A 24,787-nucleotide genomic window follows, 5' to 3' on the forward strand; every position below is an offset into this window, starting at 1 on the left:
ATTACTCCCCCCATACAACATCTGTCAATTTATTTCGTACTTGTTCACATCTTTTCATAAATAATTCTTTATTTTGCAACAAATCTTCACATTCCGCCGGACACGACCAGCAAAAAGCTTTTACATTACAACTATTACAATGCTCATTACTACAATTTTTTAGTTTTCTTAAATTCTTGTATCCCTTATTACGATTAACATTTAAACCTATTAGATATTCTTTTAGATCTGCTATTTCCAATAAATTTCCCAATCCATATTTGCTGCTAACTAGAGAATTACAAGGGTATAAAGTTCCATCAACGTCTACTGTTATATTTTCAATACATGCACCACAATTTCCTGGTAAAACTTCTTTCTTATTATATGGAATATACCTCGCCCAATTTATGATATCACTCTCACCCATGTTTCTCTTCTTTAAATATTGATTCATATTTTTTAATATAGTATTGTGATTTTTAGCTGCTCTACCACTATAAGAAAAATATCTAATCATTGGCTTAGTCCCAAGCCTTTTATTTAGCTTTTCGAATTCGTCAGTTATTATTGGGTTATTAGGAAGAATAGCAGATACAGATATATTCTCAACACCTTCACTTTTCAAATATTGTATCTTTTCAATCACTCTACTGTATACATTGTTTCCTCTAATTATGCTGCAACTTTCTTCATCCACTCCGTCAATGCTTATACTTATATCATCAAAAAATTTCTTCAAATGCTTAATGTTATCTTTATTAATTAGTAAACTATTCGTCATAATTCCAAGCTTTCCATTAAATTTGCTTCTTAAATATGAAATAATCTCCCATATATCTTTTCTTATCAAAGGTTCTCCACCTGTAATCGTTATGCTTTCAAGTCCAATGTCAGCTATCTTATCTACAATTTTTAGCATATCTTCAGTGTCAAGTAAATCCTGTCTTACGGAATCTAATGCGTCAACACAACAATGTGAACAAGTCAAATTACATCTTTTAGTAACAAACCAATCTAAACTCATCATTCTGTTATTGTTTAAATCCCCCTTATCTTTAAGTACTTTTATTTCCAATAGCTTGTCCAATAACATCCCAAAATATTGCTTATCCTGTTCTTGTTCAAAGCTATCAATAATTTCATCATGATTGTATTCTAGCTCTAAAAATTTTTTTAAAATATCTAGGCACTCCTTAGACACTTTAATCCAACTTCTGCTCTCTTCACTTGCTAAAATTGCAAATTTATCTTTATAATTAATTCTAATATTTTCTGAAAACTTATATTTTCTCATAAATACTCACCAATCCATATATCTAATACTTAAAAGTTGTATTATTTTGAAGTTCTTATACTTCCCGCCACAACAGAACCCTTTTCTTTCTCAGTGCAACTTATAGCATAGAAGTTCAAATAACTTAAGTCTATTAAGAAACAAATAACGTTTTATATATCTTTTTCATTTTATTTCATCGCTTTTCTTCATCTATATAATACCTTATTCACCTTTAAATGTAAATGTTGTATAATTATCGTGATATAATTTCCTAACAGATTAAAAAGAAATATATTTTTTTTTCTTTTAATGCGATAGCTTAACTATATCATTGTTATGCTTTTTTATTTATGTGCATTTAATGCACATAAATAAAGTAACTGCAGTTGCTTAATATAATAACACTAAATAACATATCGTAATTAATAGAAGTGTCTGAATCAGGGAGAACCTTATACATAAGAACATCTATTCGGCCTCTTTTGTATCGACCTTCCCTTTTTCAAAATGCATTTAAAGTGATTTTTCTACAATCTTTTTATAGTGCGCTCAGTAAACAGTTCCTAAAGAACAGGAGGTAAGACAGCAAAATAGAAAAACTTTGAAAGTTAAGAAAAAATAAAAATAGACAAGCTATTTAGCTTGTCTATTTCTCATAATATAAGCGAAAGACGGGACTCGAACCCGCAACTTTCACCTTGGCAAGGTGACACTCTACCATTGAGTCACTTCCGCATATAAAAGATGCAGGTAAAGGGAGTCGAACCCCCACGCCGTAGGCGCTAGATCCTAAGTCTAGTGCGTCTGCCAATTCCGCCATACCTGCATGTTTATAAAATATTTTGTAAAAATGGTGGCTCACCGGGGAATCGAACCCCGGACAACATGATTAAAAGTCATGTGCTCTACCAACTGAGCTAGTGAACCATTTGGTGCGACATCAGGGACTCGAACCCTGGGCACCCTGATTAAGAGTCAGGTGCTCTACCAACTGAGCTAATATCGCTGGTGCGTCTTAAGGGATTTGAACCCCTGGCCCACGGCTTAGAAGGCCGTTGCTCTATCCAACTGAGCTAAAGACGCATATTTGGAGCGGGTGAAGGGAATCGAACCCTCGTAACCAGCTTGGAAGGCTGGGGCTCTACCATTGAGCTACACCCGCATATTAGTGGTCGGGGTGACAGGGATTGAACCTGCGACCTCATGGTCCCAAACCACGCGCGCTCCCATCTGCGCCACACCCCGATATTATGTGCATGTACTAATCAATATTATATTATTGCTTTTACACAAGCGGGTGAAGGGAATCGAACCCTCGTAACCAGCTTGGAAGGCTGGGGCTCTACCATTGAGCTACACCCGCATTTACTGAAGCGAAAGACGGGACTCGAACCCGCAACTTTCACCTTGGCAAGGTGACACTCTACCATTGAGTCACTTCCGCGCAGCAATACTTGAATGCAGGTAAAGGGAGTCGAACCCCCACGCCGTAGGCGCTAGATCCTAAGTCTAGTGCGTCTGCCAATTCCGCCATACCTGCATGTTATAAAATTTTGTGTAAAAATGGTGGCTCACCGGGGAATCGAACCCCGGACAACATGATTAAAAGTCATGTGCTCTACCAACTGAGCTAGTGAACCGTATTTGGCTGGGATGGCAGGATTCGAACCTACGCGTACAGGAGTCAAAGTCCTGTGCCTTACCGCTTGGCGACATCCCAACAAATATAATGGGGTGGACGATGGGGCTCGAACCCACGACAACCAGAACCACAATCTGGCGCTCTACCAACTGAACTACGTCCACCATAATGCGACATCAGGGACTCGAACCCTGGGCACCCTGATTAAGAGTCAGGTGCTCTACCAACTGAGCTAATATCGCTGGTGCGTCTTAAGGGATTTGAACCCCTGGCCCACGGCTTAGAAGGCCGTTGCTCTATCCAACTGAGCTAAAGACGCATATCTGGAGCGGGTGAAGGGAATCGAACCCTCGTAACCAGCTTGGAAGGCTGGGGCTCTACCATTGAGCTACACCCGCATAACAGTGGTCGGGGTGACAGGGATTGAACCTGCGACCTCATGGTCCCAAACCACGCGCGCTCCCATCTGCGCCACACCCCGACAAATCATAATTAACAAGTTTATGTTTTTATCAGTGACACTTTATACTGAAAACTTCTTGTTTATTATGTCTGTCGCTGACGACATAGATTATTCTACACGATATAGTTACATTCGTCAATACTATTTTTATTATTTTTTATAATTTATTCTTTAACTTTCATATAAAAGGTATATATAAGTAGGAAAATTATATTGTGTGTGAAGCAAATGCCACACTTTTTTAAACGCATTTACAACTCATATAAATGTATTAAACCACCACAAGCCATGGATTCACCTTACCATCCTTTATCTCTATCATAGCAAAGCTTTCTGAAGCATCTCTAGCCATAGCCGCACTGCCAGGATTGATATACCATATCCCCCTTATATAATCTACGGCTGACCTGTGTGTATGACCGTATAATGCTATATTAGCGTTTTCTGCCTCTGCTTTAGACTGAAGTTCTTCTATTCCATACTTTACACCATAATGATGTCCATGAGTTATAAAAATTCTTTTACCGCATATCTCTTCAATAATTTCAGCAGGTTCTGACGGAGAATAATCACAATTCCCCCTCACATAAACAACCCTATTACCAAAATTTTTCTCGAACCATTTAGCATCGCTAACATTATCTCCCAAATGTATAAGCATGTCGGCAGATTTTATTTTTTTTAAAACTTTCTTCATGGAATACCCATCCATATGTGTATCACTTACTACAGCTATTAGCACTTTAACTCCTCCAAAATAATTATAACTTCATTAATTCTTCTCTTACTTTTTTTAGAGCATTACCTCTGTGACTTATGGAGTTTTTCTCCTCTGATGTCATCTCAGCAAATGTTTTTTTAAATTCAGGCACATAGAAAAGAGGATCATATCCAAATCCATCCTGGCCACACTCCTGTTCTGCAATAACACCTTCCACATATCCTTCAACTTCTATAGGTTCATCCTTCGCCCCAATTATAACTATAGAACATACAAATCTTGCCTTTCTATCAGATTTATCCTTCATCTCACTAAGCAGTTTGTCATTGTTTTTCTTTGAATTTCCATGTTCACCAGCATATCTTGCCGAATATACTCCTGGTGCTCCTCCTAAAACATCAACGGAAAGTCCTGAATCATCTGCCATAACCATATAATCCTTTTTCCTGTCGCCAAGTACGTTATAAATAGCCTCAGCCTTTATTCTTGAATTTTCGATAAATGTAGAACCAGTCTCCTCAACATCGATATCTATACCTGCTTCTTTTAATGAAACTATGTTAAAGTCTAGCTCCCTTAAAATCTCTTTTATTTCTTTAACTTTATGATCATTATTGCTGGCAATTATTATGTTCTTCATTATTATTCCTCCAATATGTACGTTATATATTAAACAATTCATCTCTTCCAGGTGGTAGTACCTCTTCCTCTGAATTTTCACCTGATAGTATCCCTTTTTCTTCGGTAATCTTTCCAATAATAGATGCATTTATTCCTGCAACCATTAATTCTTTAACAAGTTTCTCACCGTTTTCTGCAGTTATTAGCATGCTTCCTGAAGAAATAAGTCTTAGTGGACTTATTTTAAAGTGCTCACACACCTTTTTCGTAACATTTCTTATCGGAAGTTTATGCTCATATACCTTAAATCCTACTGAAGAAGCTTTAGCCATCTCCCAGAGTGCACCAAGCAATCCTCCTTCAGTTATGTCATGCATAGCATTTACCTCAAAATCTCCGCAAATTGTTCCTTCTTCTATTACACTAATATAATCTATAAATCCTTCAGCCTCTTTTATTTCGTCATTAGATAAAAATTTCTCTGCTTCTTCTCTCCTGTCATTAACTATTATGTTTGTACCTTCCATAGCTAAGTATTTGGTGACGATTATATCATCTCCAACTTTAGCTCCTGATGCAGCAACAGCTCTATTAGCTTTAGTTTTGCCTATGACTGTACAAGAAACAATCATTCTATTTACTGCTGAAGTAACTTCTGTGTGCCCTCCCAAGACCTCCAGATTGAGCCTTGCTGCTTCTTGTCCTATGCTGTCCATAACTTCCTTGATATCTTCAATAGTACAGCCTTCCGGTGCTAATATTGTCACCATTATTCCAAGTGGTGCTACACCGCAGGATGCAATGTCGTTGCAATTTATATTTACTGCAAGTTTACCTATATTACTTCCAGATGCAGTTATAGGATCTGTAGATATAACACATTCATAGTCGCCAAAGTTTATTATTGAACAATCCTCTCCGAGCCCGCTATGAATTCTTACATCATCTTTTATAATGCCCTTGTTATGTTTTATAATTTCTGTCAAGTCATCCCAGTTGAGTTTACCTTCCTTCATATATTTCACCTTTTCAGTTATATATTTTTATTATTATAATAGCACTATTTTAACTTATTACACATATTAATTATATAAGGATTATTTTATGGTGGTGGAAATTTTGAAATATATCGGACCTTTTTTAAGAATTACTGCTTTAAGCAAAGAAAATATTGAAAAGCAGCTGAGCTACTTTTCACGAGAGTCCTTCAAGCACATCGTTCTAAAATCAAGATGTGGAATCTGTACATCAGTTAACAATCTAAAACTTAAAAACATACCTAATTTTGATATTAACATATTTAAAAAAAATTCTCCACTTTTATGCATATATAAAAAGGCCAATGCAAAATACACATGTAACAGCGACTATACAGGATGGGATGAAAACACCTTTAAAAAAGAGTTTAATGTTTCCAGTAACGCTTTCATGACGCTCTGCCTTTTGGACTTTTGCAATTATTATGAGAATTTTAAGGATATAGACAACAAATTGTTTTCTGTTGGAAAGCTTTATGAAAAGTTGGCTTTTTCTCAACTTGAATTTTACTCATCGAACTTTAGAAACAATGAAGGCGTGTTTGTTGACAAAAAAGAAATAGCAGTTAATTCCAATGGGACTCTTGAACTTGAAGATAAAGCAAAAAAATTTAAATATTCAGATCAGGCTCTTCTGATGTCAGCCTTTTATCAAGCTTCTACATTTTGCGAAAAAAATGAAGGAGAAAGTTACAAAGCTTTCGCTCTTGATATTTTGAATATGTTCTTAAATTATAAACATGAAATATATAATTTATCCTTTGATGAAACCAATAGACTATGTTTTGCTATGAACATATTTTATAATATGAGCAAAAATAAAAATTCTGAGCAGCTGCTCATAGACTTATGTGATCTGCTCATAGAAAAATACGAAGAAAAAGATTTAGAAGCAGATTTTAAAAATGAAAATATAGATAATGTTTGTCTCGTATACCTAAATCTTCTAATAGCAAATAAAAATTTTTCTATTTTTAAATTCAAACAGTGCAGCGATAAAATAATTGATTATCTATTAAATCTTTATGATAATGAGAGAGCAATCTTTCTGCTTCCTTCTGATAAAAAAGACATAGACTATGGTTCTTCTGAAATAGTAATGTATATACTCAGTTGTATAGCATATACAAATTGCAACAACCTCTCTGACCTTTCAACACTAAATGGAGTATACAAAAATCAGCTAATAAATTCAGGAATAGTGCTTAGCTGGCCAGATGTACCGTCCCTTGAAAGTGTAGAAAAATATAAAAACTATTCACTAAAATCAGAAGATTTAATAGAGGATGCGTCCTTTAGATCATCTTCCCTTCCAACACCTGAAAGCAGTGAATTAGCTCCTATATTTTTAAAAAGCACTCAATATAATATAAAGAAAGATATATTCAGCTCTGGTAAAAACACCTTTGACAGTACTAAAAATATGCCTTTGCTGTTTATGATTCAATATGTACTGAATTTTTTCAGTAATGATTCAAACCAATTAGAATTATAATGTTCATAAAAAATGGTTACACCCTATGTCGGCTAATTCCGCCGGGGTGAAAGGTCTAAATGACCTTTCACGGGCTATTTACGAATAATAATGAGTATGCATAAATAGCCCCAGAAGACCATTTTTAATGCCTTAACTCTTAATATTAACAAAATATTTTTATTACATTACCTTACAAAAATTTAACAAATTCAATCCATACAATCTGTTTTAACTGTTATTCTCCTTAATATGTTGAATATCCATATAACCATTATAACCATAATCAACGCCAGATAAATAGTCATTAGACAAAACTACATCTGTATCATAATACATAGGAAAATAAATCTCCGAATTTTTTATCAAATCCTCACATTTCCTAAATATTGCTAACTTAGCTGTATCATTTAAATAAAAAGCTCTTTCCATAAGACCATCAAATGAATTAGATTTATATCCAATATAATTTTCATTACTATGAGATGTTAGGTTTTCAAATATACCTAGCTGCCTATCATATCCCACTTGATATTTAAATAAAAGCATCTGATAATTACCTTTTTCCATAGTTTTTTTTACATCGTCATAATTACATAACGTTATATAAACATTCATATTAAGCTTATCCTTTAATTGACTTCTAATTTGTTCTGCTATTCTTTTACTTACACCATCATTGACACATAACATGCTTATACTATGTGTATCCATAATTTTATTTATACCGGGAGCAGTATGCGATTGCATATTAGGACTGTATACTCTCTTAAAAACCTCATAATTATCTGGTTTGTAATTTTTTAAAGCTCTTTTTTTTATGCTTTCTAAATCTAATTTATTAATAATCTGAGTTCGAGTTTCTTTATCTAATAGATTGTTAGATTTTTTATGTAAATTAAACGATAAGGCAATAATATCAGGTGAATTTTCAATTAAACTGCCGCTATCCATAAATCTTTCAATTTCGCTCACAGGTGGATTAACAATCAAATCCACATCTCCGTTTTCAAATTTAGCCAGAGCCTCTTCACAGCTAATTTTATTCATAAAAAGGAAGGTATTGCTTCTGACATTATTTTTGTTCCAATAATACCCGTTCTTATCAAGTACAATACCTTCTCTTATGCTGTCTTTTATTATAAAAGGTCCGCTAAATTTGATAGTAGAAAAATTATAAGACAGATTTTCTAATTCATAGCTGCCTTCCCTAAGCAAAAAGTCTGTACTTGCTAGCATCTTGATAAAGGCACTGCAAGGTCTGTTTAACCTTATTTTAAGGTTTTTACTATCCCTAGCCTTTATAGCTACATCGCTGAATGGTGCCTTTCCTGCATGATAATCCTTAGCTCCATATATATTAAACAGATCATCTATACTGTTGTTTTTGCTTTGGGGAGCTAACAAATATTTAAATAATTTTACGAAATCTTTAGAAGTTATTTCCTCTCCATCACTCCATTTTGCATTTTTTCTTATATGAAATTCATATTCCAAGCCATTATCGCTTACAATCCATTTATCTGACAATGCAGATATTACATTACCACCCTTATCTGTGGATACAAGTCCTTCAAATAGATAATTAAATAGTCCATTGTACTCTGAATAGTTCATTCTACAAACTGGTGAGAAATTATCAGGTAAATTCCCAGCATAGCATTTTATATATGTGTTTTTTGAACTAGCAGTATATTTCCTTTGTTCTACACATGAGCATAATAAAATTGATGTAATAAAACATAGTATTATAATTTTCATTTTCATAAAAATACCTTCTCTTTCTATAGATATAGGTATTTTTAATTATTGACAATACAAATATTTTTTAATCATAAAGTGTTCCCTAAGGTATATAACTATACACTTTAACTCCGTTATCTTTAAAAACCTTTTGTGCCGAATCACTAAAGCCAAGCTGTCTTCTTATAAAATCATTTCCGTCTTCAAGAATGACCTTCTTTCCTAAAGGAATAGCTATTTCTTTATTATATTTAAACACCTTTTTATCAAAGACACCGGTAGTTATATATATTCCTTTTTTAATTCCGCTGCATTTAAGTAGGTGTATAAAATGTTCATAATCTTCCTGATAAACCCTGCCTGTTTTATGGAATTTTAGAATTCTCCTCGAATTTCTTCCAATAAGCTTTATTTCTAACATGCTGTTATTTTTAATAAATAGTTCATACTGCACTGACGATACCCAACAGCATCTAGTTATTTCCTCATAAAAAGCATCTACTTTAAATTTTTTTATATAAAGTCTAGCTTTTTCTATTTCTTCACTGCGAAAATTTTCATAAAGTCTATTTCCTATAACAGATAGCAAACTCATCCCTCCTTAGTCCTTTATTATGTAGTTAGACGAAAAGGGATTTTATTTGTACAGCTGTCATTTCCGCCGAAATAAACGTGCTATTAGTGATACGTAATAAATGCAAATTCAATATAGAACTTGCTATATAATTATATGCAACTAACTAGCAAATGAGAAGATAATTTATTTATACGATGCAGTAAAATCTAAAACATTCTGTATAATAATCCGCACCTATGCTATAATATTTTATATCATTTGTTTGTGGAGGATTGATTGCGATGGTTTTACTGCTTGAAATTTTAGGTGTGCTATTTATGCTTACGATGATGTTAATCATGATTTGGAGCTTTGTCATTTTTAACAAAGCATTCGGCCAGTTAAGATATAGAAATTATTTATTAGAAAAGATAAATCACTCTATCAGCTTGTTAGGTTCTAAAAATGTTAATTGTGCTAATGAAATAGCTATAGAGAAAACAGAAATAGATCATGAATCTGATGTACCAGCTTTACAACAAAGGTCAGACGATGAGTCTGAATATATTAAAGATAATGAATAATACATAGAACTAAAATAATAAAGCCTATATCACAGAAAATGTTTCTGAATGATATAGGCTTTATTTATGTTATTATCTTACCTCTTAGCAATTTCCTGATTTACAAGTTTATTTACAAGCTGAGGATTTGCCTTTCCTTTGGTCTCTTTCATAACAAGACCAACAATATAGCCTGTAGCTCTTCCTCTTCCGCTCTTATATTTTTCTATAGATTCCGGACTAGAATCAAGTGCCTTATTAACTATTTCAAGAAGTTCATCTTCATCGTTATTTAATACAAGTCCTTTTTCATCAACGATAGCCTTAGGACTTTTACCTGTTTTAAACATTTCTTCAACTACCTGTTTACCTATGGCATTTGAAATGATGCCTGCATTGATAAGCTGAATGAGCTCTGCTAAGTCTGCTGGTTTAAACTTAAGATCAGCAACAGTTAGATTATTCTCGTTTAGCAGTCTCGAAACATCTCCCATCATCCAGTTAGATGCAGCCTTAGGGTCTTTACTTAGCTTAGAAGCTTCATCATAGAAATCTGCCATTTCTGTAGACAAAGTCAGTACCATAGCATCATATTTAGGAATTCCATACTCTTTAATAAACCTCTCAGCTTTTTCATGAGGAAGTTCAGGTATAGTTGCTTTAACTGAATTTAGCCACTCATCAGAAATGTTTATAGTTACAAGATCTCCTTCTGGGAAATATCTGTAATCATTTGCCATTTCCTTACTTCGCATTACAGCTGTTTCACTTTTTTCCTCATTCCATCTTCTAGTTTCAACTGTAAGCTTCTCACCTTTTTCTACTGCAGTTACCTGTCTGTTAAATTCATATACTAAAGCCTTTTCCAATGCTTTAAAAGAGTTCATATTCTTAATTTCTGCTCTTACTCCAAGCTTATCACTGCCCTTAGGTCTTACAGAAATGTTAGCATCGCATCTTAAGGAACCTTCCTCCATTTTACAATCTGATACTCCTATTGAAGATAGTATACTTCTAAGTTTAGTAAGATAAAGTGTAGCTTCCTCTGGTGTTCTCATATCCGGATTTGATACAATTTCTATAAGAGGTACGCCTGCTCTGTTATAATCTACCAATGTGCCTACAGCAGTATGAAGCAGCTTACCTGCATCTTCTTCAATATGTATCCTCTGAACGCCTATTCTCTTAACTATACCTTTACTAGTTTCTATATCTATATAACCATCATGGCACAGTGGAATTTCATCTTGAGTTATCTGATAGTTCTTAGGACAATCAGGATAGAAATAATTTTTTCTGTCCATTCTGCATAATTGATTTATTGAACAATTTAATGACAATCCCGCTTTCATGCCGTATTCTACAACAGCCTTATTAAGTTGTGGAAGCGATCCTGGCAGTGCCATACATATAGGGCAAACATGTGAATTTGGTTTACCACCAAATTCTGTTGAACATCCACAATATATTTTTGTTTTCGTTGAAAGTTCTACGTGAACTTCTAATCCAATTACAGCCTCAAAATCCATTTATAATTCCTCCTACCTGGCATTTTAGTTTTAATACATCCTAGATCTCTGGGGTCAGATTATGCCAATTCGTTGATTGCTCATAACTGTAGGCTATGTTGAAAAGCATATCTTCCCTAAAATAGTTACCCATAATTTGAAGACCTACAGGAAGATTGTTAACCATGCCGCAAGGCACAGATATAGCTGGTATACCTGCTATATTTACAGGTACAGTATATATATCTGAAAGATACATTGAAAGCACATCTCCTGCCTTTTCACCTATCTTAAAAGCTGTAGTAGGTGATGTAGGTGATATAAGTGCATCAAATTCCTTGAATATCTTTTCATAATCATTTTTAATAAGCCTTCTAACCTTAAGCGCTTTCTTATAATATGCATCATAGTAACCTGCTGAAAGTACATAAGTTCCAAGCATTATTCTTCTCTTGACTTCTTTTCCAAAACCTTCGCTTCTTGAAGAGAAATATAAATCTATTGAATCAGTAAATTCCTTAGATCTATGACCGTATCTTATACCATCAAATCTTGCCAGGTTTGATGATGCCTCGGCACTAGATATAATGTAGTAATCAGCTAAAGCGTACTCAGCTAATGGCAGAGAACATTCTTTTACTTCAGCACCATTAGCTCTAAGAACTTTTACAGCCTCTTCTACACTTTTTCTAATTCCATCATCAAGACCTTCTGAGAAAAATTCCTTTGGAACTCCTATTCTGATTCCTTTCAAATCCTTCTTCAAACTGCTTGAGTAATTTTGAACCGGAGTATCTATAGTTGTAAAGTCGTTCTTATCAACACCAGCTATAGCCTGAGTCAGTAAAGCACAATCCTCTACATCCCTTCCGAAAGTTCCTACCTGATCCAATGTAGAACCAAAGGCTACAACTCCATATCTTGATATTCTTCCATAAGTAGGCTTAAGCCCAACTACACCACAAAGAGAAGCTGGCTGTCTAACAGAACCGCCAGTTTCAGTTCCTAATGCAAGCGGTGATTCCAAACTAGCTACTGCTGCAGCAGAACCACCGGAAGAACCTCCTGGTACTCTATCTAAGTCCCATGGATTCTTTGCTAATTTATAAGCACTGTTTTCGTTTGAAGATCCCATAGCAAATTCATCCATATTTGCCTTACCAACAACAACTCCATCACTGTTTTTAAGATTTACACTTACAGTTGCATCATATGGTGCCTTGTAGTTTTCTAATATCTTTGATGCACAAGTACACTGCATTCCTTTTACATTTATGTTATCCTTAACAAGTACAGGTACTCCGCCAAGGATACCTAAGCTTTCGCCTGCAGCAAACTTTTCATCTAACTTCTTAGCTTGTGCTAAAGCTTCTTCTTCTGCTGTATATAACACTGCTCCAACTTTAGAATCAACTTCCTTTATTCTTGAAATAGAGCTTTCCACAGCTTCTGAAATTTTGATTTCTTTATTATGTATAAGGTCTTTAAGCTCATGAGCTTTAAGCTTATTTAAATCCATTTTGCTACCTCCAAATATTACAGATTATATGAATTTACATGATTTCTATTCAATAATTTTAGGTACAACTACATACTCCTCAAGGTTCTGAGGTGCATTGCTTATTACATCTTCTAAAGGCATGGAAGCTTCAACTTCATCTTCTCTATATTTATTTTCAACATAATATGGATTTACTATTATATCAACATCATCCGTATTAAGCTCATTCAATTTCTCTACGTATGTCAAAATACTATTTAAATCTCCACAAAACTGTTCTTTTTCTTCCTCTGAAAAATTCAATCTAGCCAATTCTGCTACGTATTCTACATCTTTTTTTGAAACGGCCATTATCTCACACCTTTCTAATAATTTTTGTATATAAACAATAACAATTTTACCACTACTTATACCGTTTTGCTATAGTAACCAGCACTTTCACCATACTCCGCCTACGAATCGTAAAAATATAATACTTACAGCAAAGAGCATACATATACATATATATATAAATTTTCTGCCGCCAGTATTGCTGCTATATAATCTTATTCCCCACAAAAGCATCGTACAGAACATAGAAGCCTGCAAAGCGGAATATGAGTGGAAACATCTTAATTTTAAAAAGCCTATACTGTATACATTTATCCATGCGTATGTAGCTAATAACGTAATGATAATAGATAGAATTGTGCAAACTACTCCAAGCCATGATAAAAAGTTAATAAGCTTTTTCACTGCAAATTCCTCCCGATCTTATTTTAGCTTCCTAAGAAACTTAGTTCAGCATATCTTCAAACTGTTGCTCGTTTATAATATTTACTCCAAGATCCACAGCCTTATCATATTTTGATCCTGGATCTTCTCCTGCAAGTACATAATCTGTCTTTTTGCTTACGCTTCCAGCAACCTTAGCACCAAGACTTTGAAGTTTCTCCTTTATCTCTGTTCTGCTGTAATTTTTAAGACTCCCTGTAACAACCACAGTCTTACCTGCAAAAGCATTTTCAACAATTTGGCTTTCTTCATAATATGGTTTTACTCCAAGCTTTAATAGTTCTTCAATACTCTTTATTATCTTATCCTGTGCAAAAAACTTTATAATGCTTAAAGCAACTATTTCGCCTACATCCTCCACCAGCAAAAGTTCTTCTTCGGAAGCCTTCATTATATTCTCCAAAGTTTTAAAGTTTTTCACTATATCCCTAGAAGTCTTCTTGCCGACATTAGGTATACCTAATGCAAAAATAAATGATGCCAAATCACAATTCTTGCTCTTTTCTATAGCATCAAGCAGATTCTGGGCTTTTTTATCTTTAAACTTATCAAGACCAATAAGCTGTTCTTTGTTTAGCGTATACAAATCATATATAGCCTTTATGTTCAGCTTTTCAAATAGCTGTTCTGCAGTTTTTTCACTAAAGCCTTCTATATTCATAGCCTCTCTGCTGGCAAAATGGACTATACTCTTTACCATCTGTGGTTTACAAGACAAAGTGTTTTCACAAAAATAATGTGCTCCGTCAAGTATCAGTTTGCTGCTGCAGTAAGGGCAAAATTCAGGCGGTAATATTTCTTCTCCGCTGTCTTTAGATTCTTCCACTGTTCCCATTATTTCAGGAATAACATCGTTCGATCTCCTTATGAGCACTCTAGCACCAAGCCTTACACCTTTACGTTTTATGTCATCCATATTATTAAGAGTGGCTCTCTTTACTGTTACTCCTCCAAGCTCTACAGGTTCCAAAAGTGCAGTTGGAGAAACCCTGCCGCTCCTTCCAACATTCCACTCTACCTCTAAAATCTTAGTAGTTACTTCAAGAGCTTCAAATTTAAAGGCGATAGCCCATTTAGGAAATTTAACAGTATATCCAAGCAAGTTTCTAGTTCTCATATCATCTATGACTATTACTACTCCATCTATATCATAGTTTAGACTATCTCTTATACTCCCTATATATTCGATTTCCTTCTCTATTTCTTCAACGTTTTTGCATACCTTCATATAATCATCAACAGGGAAGTTATTTTTTCTTATAAACTCCATCATTTCCTGATAACTTTGAAAGGGGTCGCCTTCATTGTAGCCTACATCGTAGAAAAATGCTGAAAGATTTCTCCTTGCTGTCTCTCTTACATTAAGGTTTCTCAAGGCTCCTGCTGCACCGTTTCTTAAATTTTTAAGAGGCACCTGCACGTCTTTGTTGTAATTTTCAAATGCTTCCTTTGTCATTATGGTTTCACCGTGAACCTCTACCACATTATGATAATTTATTTTTAGCGGAATCTGGCGTATAGTTCTAGCCTGCTCAGTTACATCCTCTCCGATCTCTCCAGTACCTCTTGTAGCTGCTTTTACCATTATTCCTTCTTCATCATAAGTACAGTTAATCGTTAATCCGTCAAATTTTTTCGTCACAACATAAGTAAGCTCAGGCAGCTTATCTTCATGAGTTGAATTATAGTTTTCAATCAGCCTAACATTTCTTTCGTGCCACTCTCTGAGTTCTTCTACGCTCTGAGCTTTGCCCATACTCCATAATTTAGCTCTATGAGTATATTTCTGAAACTCAGGGAGTACCTTATCACCTATTCTAACCGTTGGAGAATAAGGACGGATAACTCCGGTGCTTCTTTCAAGCGCAACAAGTTCATCATATTTTTTATCATATTCTTTATCTGACACTGTTGGATTACTGAGCACATAGTACTCATAAGAATATTTATTAAGTTCTTTAATAAGTTCTTCCATTCTATCCAGCTCTGCGGACATATAAATCTCTCCTCAAACATATTGTTTATCAATTTACTAACTCTAATGGAGCCATACTTAATAGAAATTGTTTGATTCCCATATTATTAAAAGCTATACTTAGCTTCAAATCGCTCCCATCTTTACTGATGCTTACTATGGTTCCTGTACCAAACTTCTGATGCATTACCTTCTGCCCTAAACGCGCATCAGCTTCAGTAATCCTTTTTCCGGTTGGTTTAGGCACTTTCTGCTGCATAGTATATTGAACCTTTTTACTTAAGAAGTCATTACTTGTTTTATTTTCATAAGAATTCCTGTTGTCATAACTTCCATGTCCAAAGTTTTGCCTAAAACCATTTTTTCCATTCAGATTCTCCTTTATATTATCTGGTATCTCTTTAAGGAAATCTGATGCTTCATGGGAAGTTATGCTTCCAAATACCCTTCTCATCTGAGCAGATGTCATATATAGTTTTTCTTTTGCTCTGGTAATACCAACATAGCAAAGTCTTCTGGATTCCTCCATCTCGTGTTCACTATTAAAAGAAGCTGTTCCTGGAAATATACCATTTTCCATTCCTACCATAAATACCACTGGAAATTCAAGACCTTTAGCGCTGTGTACTGTCATCAATACTACAGTCTCAGCCTGTTCATCATAATTATCAACATCAGCTACCAACGATACCTTTTCAAGAAATGCAGATAATGATTTATCTTCACTGCTGTTTTCAAAATCAACAGCCTCTGATACAAGCTGCTCTATGTTTTCTATACGTGACTGATCTTCAACCTCATTAGACTGCTTAAGTTCCTTTAGATAGCCTGTATCCTCGAGTACTGCATTCAAAAGCTCCGAAACCGTTAGCTCCTCTTTTTTAGCAAGTAAATCTTCCATGAGGTTTACAAATTTACTTATAGAATTCTTAGTTCTGGCCGTTATACTAGGCAGGGCTTCTGCATCCAGCATAATATTAAACAGACTATCTTCATATTCATTACCATACTGCAAAAGTTTCTCTACAGTGGTAGCCCCTATGTTTCTCTTTGGTACGTTTACTATTCTCTGGAGACTTATATCATCATCAAGATTATTCAGTACTTTTAGATATGCCATTATATCTTTTATTTCTTTTCTGTCATAGAACTTAAGACCACCGATAAGTCTATATGGAATATCTCTCTTTACGAATATCTCCTCAAATATTCTCGATTGAGCATTAGTTCTATACAATATTGCAAATTCGCTATATTTTCTTTTCTCATTCATAACTGCTTTTTTTATCTCTGCAGCCACAAATTCCCCTTCATCTCTGTCTGATTCTGCTCTGTATATCTTGATTTTATCTCCTGAATCCGCCTCTGTTCTTAAGGCTTTATCTTTACGCTCAGCATTATTTCTTATCACATTATTAGCTGCCTCTAATATGTTGGACTTAGATCTATAATTCTCTTCAAGCTTAATCACTTTTGCATTAGGATAATCTCTTTCAAAATCTAATATGTTTTTGATATCAGCTCCACGGAATTCATATATACACTGATCATCATCACCAACTACACAAATATTTTTATGGCTCTGTGCAAGAAGTCTTATGAATTCATATTGACATCTATTTGTATCCTGATACTCATCCACCATTATGTATTTAAACTTTCTCTGATAGAATTCAAGCACATCTCTATTTTTCTGGAATAACTCCACAGTTTTAAAAAGCAGATTATCAAAGTCAAGTGCATTGTTCGCTTTAAGCTTTTTCTCATAAAGCAGATACACATCAGCTATTTTATTTTCTCTGAAATTAAATTGATTTTCTTTTTTAAATTTATCTGCTGAAATAAGATTATCTTTTGCTTTTCCTATCCTACTTAACATTTCACTTTCAGTAATGTCTTTATCATTTATGGACAGTTCCTTCATACATTGCTTTATAAGCGTCTTCTGGTCATAACTGTCATATATCGTAAAATCTTTTTTATAACCTAACTTATCTATTTCTCTTCTGAGTATTCTTACACAAGAGGAGTGAAATGTAGATATCCACATATTATCTACGTCATCGCCTACCATATTCCGAACTCTTCCTCTCATTTCTTCAGCTGCCTTATTAGTAAAAGTTATAGCTAATATCTGAGAAGGATATATTCCTAGATCTTGAATCATATGAGCGATTCTATATGTGATAACTCTCGTTTTTCCACTGCCAGCTCCTGCAAGTATTAAAAGTGGTCCTTGTACCGTAGTAGCAGCAACATATTGTTCCTTATTTAACAATTTTTTAAGTTCCAAAAAATCACTTCCTTTATAGATAAAACTCAGCCTAAGCTGAGTTCTAATTTGAGGCATACTTCAATATGCCGTAACGCTCTCTATTAATAATAATAACCTATATGTAGTAAAATTTCACTAGTAAAAATTATTTATTCACCCTTTGTTATCCTATCAAGTACTATATTATAACCATCGCTTCCATAATTAAGACATCTATTTACCCTGCTTATGGTAGCAGTACTGGCACCAGTTGTTTTAGCTATATCATTGTAAGTTTTTCCATGTTTAAGCATATTCGCTACCTGAAGACGCTGTTCCAATGCTTTGATTTCTGTAACAGTACACAAATCCTCAAAAAACTTATAACATTCTTCTCTATTTTTAAGACTTATAATTGCATCAAATAAAAAGTCCATATCTTCACTTTGAAGTTTTGAAATATAATCTTCCATTTAACATCCTCCATTTAACCAAAATAAAGAAGTCTAAGCTTTTACACATTAACTCTCTAAAGTGTATACTCTAATTATAGTACACATAAAAAACTATAACAATATTAAAAAAGAAAAAACACAACCCTTGGGGCTAGGTTGTGTTAAAGCACTATAAATAAAAAGGGGGCTAATTCTTCCTTTTATTTATCCTTGCAGGAACTATTATACATAAAACACAATCTCTATGCAAGACATATTGCAAAATAAATTGTAAATTTTTAATTAATATGATATAAAACTTTCATTTTGTAACGTTTACACATAAATGATCTTGAAATAAACTGATATTTTAATTTATTAAGTATTAATTCTTAATATAAATATATTATGAACCAAGAAAGTGAATTAAATGAAGATAATATTAAGTAGTTAGTGTATGCTTTAAATATTGGTAAGAGAAAAGAGTAAAGAGTAGAGAGAAAAGTGAAGGAAGAAATTCTGCTGCGCAGAATTTCTAAGAATTTAAATCCGATTAACAGCAGATAACTTTCTAAAAACTAAGACTATACCTAGTATTGCAAAAGGATTATCTAAATAATTGAGAGTCTCTATACAATCAAAATTCAGCTCAGCTGAATTTTAACCTTCACTTTTCTCTTTTCTCTTTACTCTTAACTCTCATACCTATTTAATGCACTTTCCCTAGACTATTCCGTCTAGAGCATTTAATTCGCAATATATTTAATTTCCCATTCAAACAAGCTTCACTGCCACTCTTAATTGATTTACCTCTTCTTCAGTAAGCTCCCTATACTCTCCTTCTTCCAAGTTCGTATCCAGTTTTATCGGCCCAAAGGTTTCTCTTTTTAAATAAATAACGTGTTTTCCAAGGCTTTCAAACATCCTTTTTACCTGATGAAATTTACCTTCATGTATCGTAACTTTAACCTCAGACAAATTATCTGAAACTGACAGTATTTCAAGATTTCCAGGCATACATTTATAGCCGTCATCTAAAGTTATTCCTTTTTCAAACGCTTTTTGATCTTCTTCATCCACTGAAGCATCGATTTTAGCATAATAAACCTTATCCACATGCCACTTTGGTGCTATAAGCCTATGATTCAGCTCTCCATCATTAGTAAGTAATAAAAGTCCTACTGTATCCTTATCGAGCCTTCCAACAGGAAAAGGATTAAAAGCTGCATACTTTGCATCAATAAGATCTATTACTGTTTTGTCATAATTATCCTCCGTAGCTGAAATAACTCCATCAGGCTTATTTAGCATAAGATATATATTTTTTCTGTAAAATATCTTTTCACCGTTAACTTCAATACTACTGCTTTCTGGGTTAACCTGAGCAGCTGAATCCTTCTGGATTACACCATCAACTACTATAACCCCTTTCTTCGCAAGGACCTTTATTTCTTTTCTGCTTCCATATCCTAAATTTGCTAGTACCTTATCTAATCTTTCCATTAGTTTACCACCTTTTCACATAAGTTCCAGGTATTCACTTAAATACTGCAAATACCTGGCACTGAAAATAAATCTTCATTTATTTACATTAAATTCTATCATATCATAATCTTCATATGAAATGTCTTTATAACTGCTCTTTGTTAAAGCAAGTATTTTATAATTACCACTGCTATACGGAATGAAACTAAAGTAATTCATTTTACTATATTTTTGGGACAATACCCAATCCTCGTGTTCCATAAGATAAAACTCATATACAACATCTTTTCCGCCTTCACATTTTACTGAAAATATTACAGGTTCATTCACCTTGATATTTACTTTATCCCAAAGTATTTTCGTATTGGTTACAGGCAGTGCATCATTTACATATATATTTATTATTTTTTTATCGTCATATGCCTCTGAACTTTTTTTGTTTTTAGCCATTATTTCAACTACATAGCTGCCGCTGCATTTAGGATTTACCAGATATCTATCGCTCTTAATATAATCTGTTTCTTCAACAAGATGGCTGTTAATTTTAAGCACATATTTTATAAGTGTATCTTGTGTTTTCTGAGCTATGATGTCAAACCTTATCGTGTCACCAACTAAATAATTTTCCTTGGCAGGCATAAGCACATAATCTATTTCAGCAGGAAGATACTTTCTAGCAGTCAAATGTATTATTTCATGGCTGTCATACTGTTTGGTAGAATATTTATCCTTAGCCCTTACTTCAAATTCATACTCTCCTTCATTATCTGGTGTAAAATTGACCCAGCTGCAGCTTCCATAATTAACCTTTTCAATCTCAATACCATCTTTTTTTACTGAAAAAGAATATCGTAAATCTATACCACCTGTAGCGATGGCTTTAATATTTATGGATTCACCTACAACAACATTATCTTCTTTACTTAGTATTATGTCCTTAATCTTTACTGGATTCACACTATAATCATCAATAATATATTTAAATGAAGTCTGTTTTTCAAACTTTTCTTTAGAGCTTTTATCTTTAACTAGTAAAGTTACTTTGTATTCTCCAGACCTTTCTGGTGTCCATATAAAGCTGCTATCATTAATATACCCAGAGTCTTTTGAACTGTTTCCATCTATTATATATCTATAAAGAAGATTTTTTCCTCCTTTGACCACTGCCTTTAGTTCTATGGAACTGTCGCATATCTGAGGAGACATAACATCACTGGTAAAACTTTGTATTTCTATATCCTCATAAGGTCTTACCTTATAAGCTATGATTGCCCTATCATCATATTCTTCAACCGAATACATATCTTTAGCCATGCAAAGCAGCTTAAAATCTCCATGGTCATCTTCAATATAGCTGACCATTCTCTTAGTTGAATAGTCTTGAATACATGTAGCTTTTCCTGTCTTAGTTATTTTAATAAATTTGTATAACACCATTCTATTGTCTTCATAATCAGCATCAACTTGAAAAACTAATTCTTCTCCTGATAACATAACTGTTGAAAGGCACTTAAAATTTTTAATCTCTAACTTTTTTATTGGCAGCACTTCGAATTCTATTTTTTTAAAATCATCAAAAGTATTCTTTGAATCCAAATTTCTGCATTCCACTAACAACTGATTAGTCCCAGGATTTTTTGCTGTTATACTCAGTGTATTTTCCGCACAATAATCTCTTAATATTTCCCATTTATCCTCAACTTTTATCCAATATTTATAGACAACAGACGTCTTATTAACATTAACTATTAGGTTTAGCTTATCTCCAACTTTTAATTCATGCTTATCTATTTCCAGTGAATCAATTATATTTTCCTCGATCCTTCCTATTATGTAATCAGATCTAAGGACTTTATCAAAGGGTTTAACACTATCTTTTTTCTTCATTTGAACCATTATTATGTACTTGCCTTCCTGACTTGGTGTCCAAACTGTACTTTCATTTTCCGAAAAATCCTGAAGTATATTCCATACTCCATCTATCCCAAGCATAAACTTAAATAGATAATCACTTTCGTGTAAATTTTCTACTTTTATTTCTATTTTGCTGTTTTTCTCTGCTGGACCCGGAATACTAAACACTATATTAGCATCTTCCATTTTTACACCACCTTATCGCCTGTATCATATTATATATATATATATATATATATCTAGTTGATAGACAAAGTCTAATAACTATAATTATACTATAAATTCCTTTTATTTCCACTTATTTTTTTGGTAACTACTGATTATTTTTATGTATATCTAAATCCAATTTTTAGAGTATAATATAGAAAAGGGTAAACAATACGAAAGATTTGTTAACATTCAATAATGCCATCACGCAGATTAAAATTCCGTATTGATTATTTATACAGGGTTTCTGCATTGAAACTCTAATTAGGGAAGCAACCTTAGATTACTAACTTATACTTGAAAATAAATGATATACCTTCGATGTTTTTACGATGTATAAGTTAAGTTTCCTTAATGTTTTCCTATATAGGGTTTCTACTTCAACTATTAACTTATACACGTCGAATGATCGTTGAAGCGTTCGATAATTCACCATGTATAAGTTAAGTTTACGTATAGAAACCCTATAACTTTTAGCTAGATTTTCATTTATATAATATTAGGAGGCTGAGCCCAAATGCAGCTTTTAAATTGCTCTCTTATAGATTTTACCACAGTTTGTATTAAAACAGATAGTTCGGACTATTTAAACCAGCAAAATATCAATGTAATAAACGGAAAAAAATTCATCTCTATAGAAAAAACTTCGATCAAAGACTCCTGCGTTTATTTGAAGCTTACAGCCGAAATCAATATAAAATATAAAACAATTATCGAATATGATAACCAAAAATTTAATGTAAACTACTACTCTCTATACTCTACAAAAGAATTTGATGACAGATATTATACTGAAAAGCCTTTAGGAATCCATTACAGTAAAACTCAAACAATTTTCAAATTATGGTCGCCAATAGCTGAAAATGTTGACTTATTGATATACGATTCTGCAAATTCTGTTCCTTCAAAATTTTCTATGGAGGAAACTAAAAACGGCGTATGGCAGATTAAATTAAGCGGTGACTATAACGGTTTTTTCTATAACTATCAGGTTAAAATACAGGGAGAAGAAAATGAGATTATAGATCCCTATGCTAGAGCCTGCAGCATTAACGGAATAAAAGGTGCGATACTGGATTTTTCCCTATCGAATCCAAAAGGATTTTCAAAGGATAGCCATATTCCACTATCCAATTATTCTGATGCTGTACTATATGAAATTAATGTACGTGATATTTCTATACACCCAGATAGCGGTATTGAGAAAAAAGGAAAATTTCTTGGCCTATGCGAAGAAAACACTTCTTCGTCAAAAAATATTTTAACCGGCTTAAGTCATATAAAGGAACTTGGCATAACACACGTTCAGCTTATGCCTGTTTTCGATTTTTCCTACCAGAGTGTAGATGAAGAACATCCTTACAAATACAATTGGGGATATGATCCTCAAAACTATAATATTCCTGAAGGTAATTACTCAACTGCACCAAGTAATCCATTATCTAGGATACTTGAACTTAAACAAGCTGTGGCTGCTTTTCACAGAAACAATATTGGTGTAATAATGGATGTTGTATATAACCATATATTTAAATACGAATACTCAAATCTTCACAACTTATTTCCACACTACTTTTTTAGAGAGTGTGAGAACGGTGATATAAGTAATGGAAGCGGATGCGGTAACGATATTGCATCAGAACATTCTATGGTTAGAAAATTTATAACAGATTCACTGATATATTGGATGGAAGAATACCACATAGATGGTTTTAGGTTCGATCTCATGGGTATTTTGGATGTAGACACAGTAAATTATATTATTTCACAATTAAAGTCTAGAAACAGTGATGTGATAATTTATGGTGAAGGTTGGAACATGGGTACTGCAATCGCTGAATGCAAACGCTGCTCAATTAATAATAACAGAGCTACTAAGAATTTAGGATTTTTTAATGATGTCATTAGAGATAGCATAAAAGGCAGCGTTTTTCAGGAGAACGAAAAAGGATTTGTAAGCGGAAAGCAAAATCTAGAAAGCATGATAAAGTATTGTGCTGCAGGCTGCTGCATAACAGTTGATGATAAAAGTCCTATTTTTGACTCTCCTACTCAAACTATAAATTATATCAGTTGCCATGATAATTATACTTTATGGGATAAACTTAAAATAAGTTGTCCGGGTGCTTCAGAGAATAATCTTAAGGCCATGTGCAAACTTGCTTATGGTATACTGCTTACTTCTCAGGGGATACCTTTACTTCACTCAGGCTGCGAATTTTGCAGAACTAAATCTGGAATTTCAAATAGTTATAACGCCACAGATATCATTAATAGAATAGATTGGAATTTAAAGTATAAAAATATGGATTTATTTCAATATGTGAAAGGGCTTATAAGTATAAGAAGAGGACACAATGCATTCAGAGAAGTTTCCTCTGAAGATATAAAAGATCACTTAGTTTTTTTACCGTCTCCACCTAATACTGTGGCCTATTTACTCAAGGATAATGGAGCCAGAGATTCTTGGAATGATATTTTGATTATTTACAACAGCACTAGTGAAACTCAAAGCATTTCGATACCAGATGGCAGCTGGAATATTGTTGCAAACGGCAAATCTGCCGGTTTAGAGGTACTCGAAAAAATAGAGGGTTCTATGATAACTGTATCTCCAGTTTCAGCGATAATAGCGTATAAAAGCAATTAGGAATTGT

General features: G+C 33.6%; 18 protein-coding genes and 17 tRNA genes. 3 read left to right on the forward strand and 32 right to left on the reverse strand.

The features are described from left to right. Position 1: 1 nt before the first annotated feature. From CLORY_RS03670 to CLORY_RS03770, 21 genes are all read right to left on the reverse strand, one after another. Positions 2 to 1,276 (reverse strand): radical SAM/SPASM domain-containing protein, encoded by a 1,275-nt coding sequence (locus CLORY_RS03670; protein WP_079422172.1) that lies wholly within the window; start codon positions 1,274 to 1,276, stop codon positions 2 to 4. 645 nt (positions 1,277 to 1,921) lie between these two features. Further along, positions 1,922 to 1,993 (reverse strand) — tRNA-Gly (locus tag CLORY_RS03675). 10 nt (positions 1,994 to 2,003) lie between these two features. After that, a tRNA-Leu gene (locus tag CLORY_RS03680) sits at positions 2,004 to 2,084 on the reverse strand. A 25-nt stretch (positions 2,085 to 2,109) separates the two neighbouring features. Then, positions 2,110 to 2,185, reverse strand: a tRNA-Lys gene (locus CLORY_RS03685). A 3-nt stretch (positions 2,186 to 2,188) separates the two neighbouring features. Next, positions 2,189 to 2,264 (reverse strand) — tRNA-Lys (locus CLORY_RS03690). Beyond that, positions 2,265 to 2,341 (reverse strand) — tRNA-Arg (locus CLORY_RS03695). It abuts the tRNA gene before it with no gap. 5 nt (positions 2,342 to 2,346) lie between these two features. Further along, a tRNA-Gly gene (locus tag CLORY_RS03700) sits at positions 2,347 to 2,420 on the reverse strand. A 7-nt stretch (positions 2,421 to 2,427) separates the two neighbouring features. Beyond that, a tRNA-Pro gene (locus CLORY_RS03705) sits at positions 2,428 to 2,503 on the reverse strand. Between the two features lie 47 nt (positions 2,504 to 2,550). After that, a tRNA-Gly gene (locus CLORY_RS03710) sits at positions 2,551 to 2,621 on the reverse strand. A 9-nt stretch (positions 2,622 to 2,630) separates the two neighbouring features. Continuing rightward, positions 2,631 to 2,702, reverse strand: a tRNA-Gly gene (locus CLORY_RS03715). A gap of 15 nt (positions 2,703 to 2,717) precedes the next feature. After that, positions 2,718 to 2,798 (reverse strand) — tRNA-Leu (locus CLORY_RS03720). A gap of 24 nt (positions 2,799 to 2,822) precedes the next feature. Then, positions 2,823 to 2,898, reverse strand: a tRNA-Lys gene (locus tag CLORY_RS03725). Positions 2,899 to 2,903: 5 nt separating this feature from the next. Beyond that, a tRNA-Gln gene (locus CLORY_RS03730) sits at positions 2,904 to 2,978 on the reverse strand. A gap of 10 nt (positions 2,979 to 2,988) precedes the next feature. Further along, a tRNA-His gene (locus tag CLORY_RS03735) sits at positions 2,989 to 3,064 on the reverse strand. Positions 3,065 to 3,069: 5 nt separating this feature from the next. Then, positions 3,070 to 3,142, reverse strand: a tRNA-Lys gene (locus CLORY_RS03740). After that, positions 3,143 to 3,219, reverse strand: a tRNA-Arg gene (locus CLORY_RS03745). A 5-nt stretch (positions 3,220 to 3,224) separates the two neighbouring features. Continuing rightward, a tRNA-Gly gene (locus CLORY_RS03750) sits at positions 3,225 to 3,298 on the reverse strand. Positions 3,299 to 3,305: 7 nt separating this feature from the next. Continuing rightward, positions 3,306 to 3,381 (reverse strand) — tRNA-Pro (locus CLORY_RS03755). Between the two features lie 253 nt (positions 3,382 to 3,634). Continuing rightward, entirely contained in the window at positions 3,635 to 4,105 is a 471-nt protein-coding gene (locus CLORY_RS03760; protein WP_079422173.1) for a metallophosphoesterase, read from the reverse strand. 19 nt (positions 4,106 to 4,124) lie between these two features. After that, positions 4,125 to 4,724 (reverse strand): XTP/dITP diphosphatase, encoded by a 600-nt coding sequence (locus CLORY_RS03765; RefSeq protein WP_079422174.1) that lies wholly within the window; start codon positions 4,722 to 4,724, stop codon positions 4,125 to 4,127. A 22-nt stretch (positions 4,725 to 4,746) separates the two neighbouring features. Continuing rightward, positions 4,747 to 5,721, reverse strand: a complete 975-nt coding sequence (locus CLORY_RS03770; protein WP_079422175.1) for an AIR synthase family protein — start codon at positions 5,719 to 5,721, stop codon at positions 4,747 to 4,749. A gap of 103 nt (positions 5,722 to 5,824) precedes the next feature. Between CLORY_RS03770 and CLORY_RS03775 the strand changes: the two genes are divergently transcribed. Continuing rightward, the gene (locus CLORY_RS03775; protein WP_079422176.1) at positions 5,825 to 7,237 is read left to right on the forward strand and encodes a hypothetical protein; all 1,413 of its coding nucleotides are present in this window, start codon (positions 5,825 to 5,827) and stop codon (positions 7,235 to 7,237) included. 210 nt (positions 7,238 to 7,447) lie between these two features. On the opposite strand, the gene CLORY_RS03780 is transcribed toward CLORY_RS03775, so the two are convergent. Further along, the gene (locus CLORY_RS03780; RefSeq protein WP_079422177.1) at positions 7,448 to 8,983 is read right to left on the reverse strand and encodes an ABC transporter substrate-binding protein; all 1,536 of its coding nucleotides are present in this window, start codon (positions 8,981 to 8,983) and stop codon (positions 7,448 to 7,450) included. A gap of 79 nt (positions 8,984 to 9,062) precedes the next feature. Continuing rightward, positions 9,063 to 9,548: a hypothetical protein gene (locus tag CLORY_RS03785; protein WP_079422178.1), complete on the reverse strand. Its 486-nt coding sequence runs from the start codon at positions 9,546 to 9,548 to the stop codon at positions 9,063 to 9,065. A gap of 269 nt (positions 9,549 to 9,817) precedes the next feature. Between CLORY_RS03785 and CLORY_RS23545 the strand changes: the two genes are divergently transcribed. After that, positions 9,818 to 10,099 carry a hypothetical protein gene (locus tag CLORY_RS23545; RefSeq protein ID WP_079422179.1) on the forward strand — a complete coding sequence of 94 codons (282 nt, stop codon included), beginning with the start codon at positions 9,818 to 9,820 and terminating at the stop codon, positions 10,097 to 10,099. Positions 10,100 to 10,176: 77 nt separating this feature from the next. Here the strand turns inward: CLORY_RS23545 and gatB are convergent, their stop codons facing one another. The 9 genes from gatB to CLORY_RS03835 form a co-directional block, all read right to left on the reverse strand. Further along, entirely contained in the window at positions 10,177 to 11,607 is a 1,431-nt protein-coding gene (gene gatB, locus CLORY_RS03795) for an Asp-tRNA(Asn)/Glu-tRNA(Gln) amidotransferase subunit GatB (RefSeq protein ID WP_079422180.1), read from the reverse strand. Between the two features lie 40 nt (positions 11,608 to 11,647). Beyond that, complete coding sequence (gene gatA, locus CLORY_RS03800; protein ID WP_079422181.1) at positions 11,648 to 13,105, reverse strand: Asp-tRNA(Asn)/Glu-tRNA(Gln) amidotransferase subunit GatA; 1,458 nt, start codon at positions 13,103 to 13,105, stop codon at positions 11,648 to 11,650. 45 nt (positions 13,106 to 13,150) lie between these two features. Beyond that, positions 13,151 to 13,438, reverse strand: a complete 288-nt coding sequence (gene gatC, locus CLORY_RS03805) for an Asp-tRNA(Asn)/Glu-tRNA(Gln) amidotransferase subunit GatC (protein ID WP_079422182.1) — start codon at positions 13,436 to 13,438, stop codon at positions 13,151 to 13,153. A gap of 87 nt (positions 13,439 to 13,525) precedes the next feature. Continuing rightward, positions 13,526 to 13,822, reverse strand: a complete 297-nt coding sequence (locus CLORY_RS03810) for a hypothetical protein (RefSeq protein WP_079422183.1) — start codon at positions 13,820 to 13,822, stop codon at positions 13,526 to 13,528. A 40-nt stretch (positions 13,823 to 13,862) separates the two neighbouring features. Then, complete coding sequence (gene ligA / locus CLORY_RS03815) at positions 13,863 to 15,857, reverse strand: NAD-dependent DNA ligase LigA (protein WP_079422184.1); 1,995 nt, start codon at positions 15,855 to 15,857, stop codon at positions 13,863 to 13,865. A 28-nt stretch (positions 15,858 to 15,885) separates the two neighbouring features. Beyond that, positions 15,886 to 18,129: a DNA helicase PcrA gene (gene pcrA, locus CLORY_RS03820; RefSeq protein ID WP_079422185.1), complete on the reverse strand. Its 2,244-nt coding sequence runs from the start codon at positions 18,127 to 18,129 to the stop codon at positions 15,886 to 15,888. A gap of 131 nt (positions 18,130 to 18,260) precedes the next feature. Further along, positions 18,261 to 18,563, reverse strand: coding sequence for a YerC/YecD family TrpR-related protein (locus tag CLORY_RS03825; RefSeq protein ID WP_079422186.1), 303 nt, complete (start codon positions 18,561 to 18,563; stop codon positions 18,261 to 18,263). Positions 18,564 to 19,298: 735 nt separating this feature from the next. Beyond that, positions 19,299 to 20,027, reverse strand: coding sequence for a pseudouridine synthase (locus CLORY_RS03830; RefSeq protein ID WP_079422187.1), 729 nt, complete (start codon positions 20,025 to 20,027; stop codon positions 19,299 to 19,301). Between the two features lie 75 nt (positions 20,028 to 20,102). Next, entirely contained in the window at positions 20,103 to 22,109 is a 2,007-nt protein-coding gene (locus CLORY_RS03835) for a triple tyrosine motif-containing protein (RefSeq protein ID WP_079422188.1), read from the reverse strand. A 538-nt stretch (positions 22,110 to 22,647) separates the two neighbouring features. Between CLORY_RS03835 and pulA the strand changes: the two genes are divergently transcribed. Continuing rightward, positions 22,648 to 24,780 carry a type I pullulanase gene (gene pulA, locus CLORY_RS03840; protein WP_079422189.1) on the forward strand — a complete coding sequence of 711 codons (2,133 nt, stop codon included), beginning with the start codon at positions 22,648 to 22,650 and terminating at the stop codon, positions 24,778 to 24,780. The last annotated feature ends 7 nt before the right edge of the window (positions 24,781 to 24,787 follow it).

Origin of the sequence: Clostridium oryzae (assembly GCF_002029235.1) — a bacterium.
Taxonomy (GTDB): domain Bacteria; phylum Bacillota; class Clostridia; order Clostridiales; family Clostridiaceae; genus Clostridium_AE; species Clostridium_AE oryzae.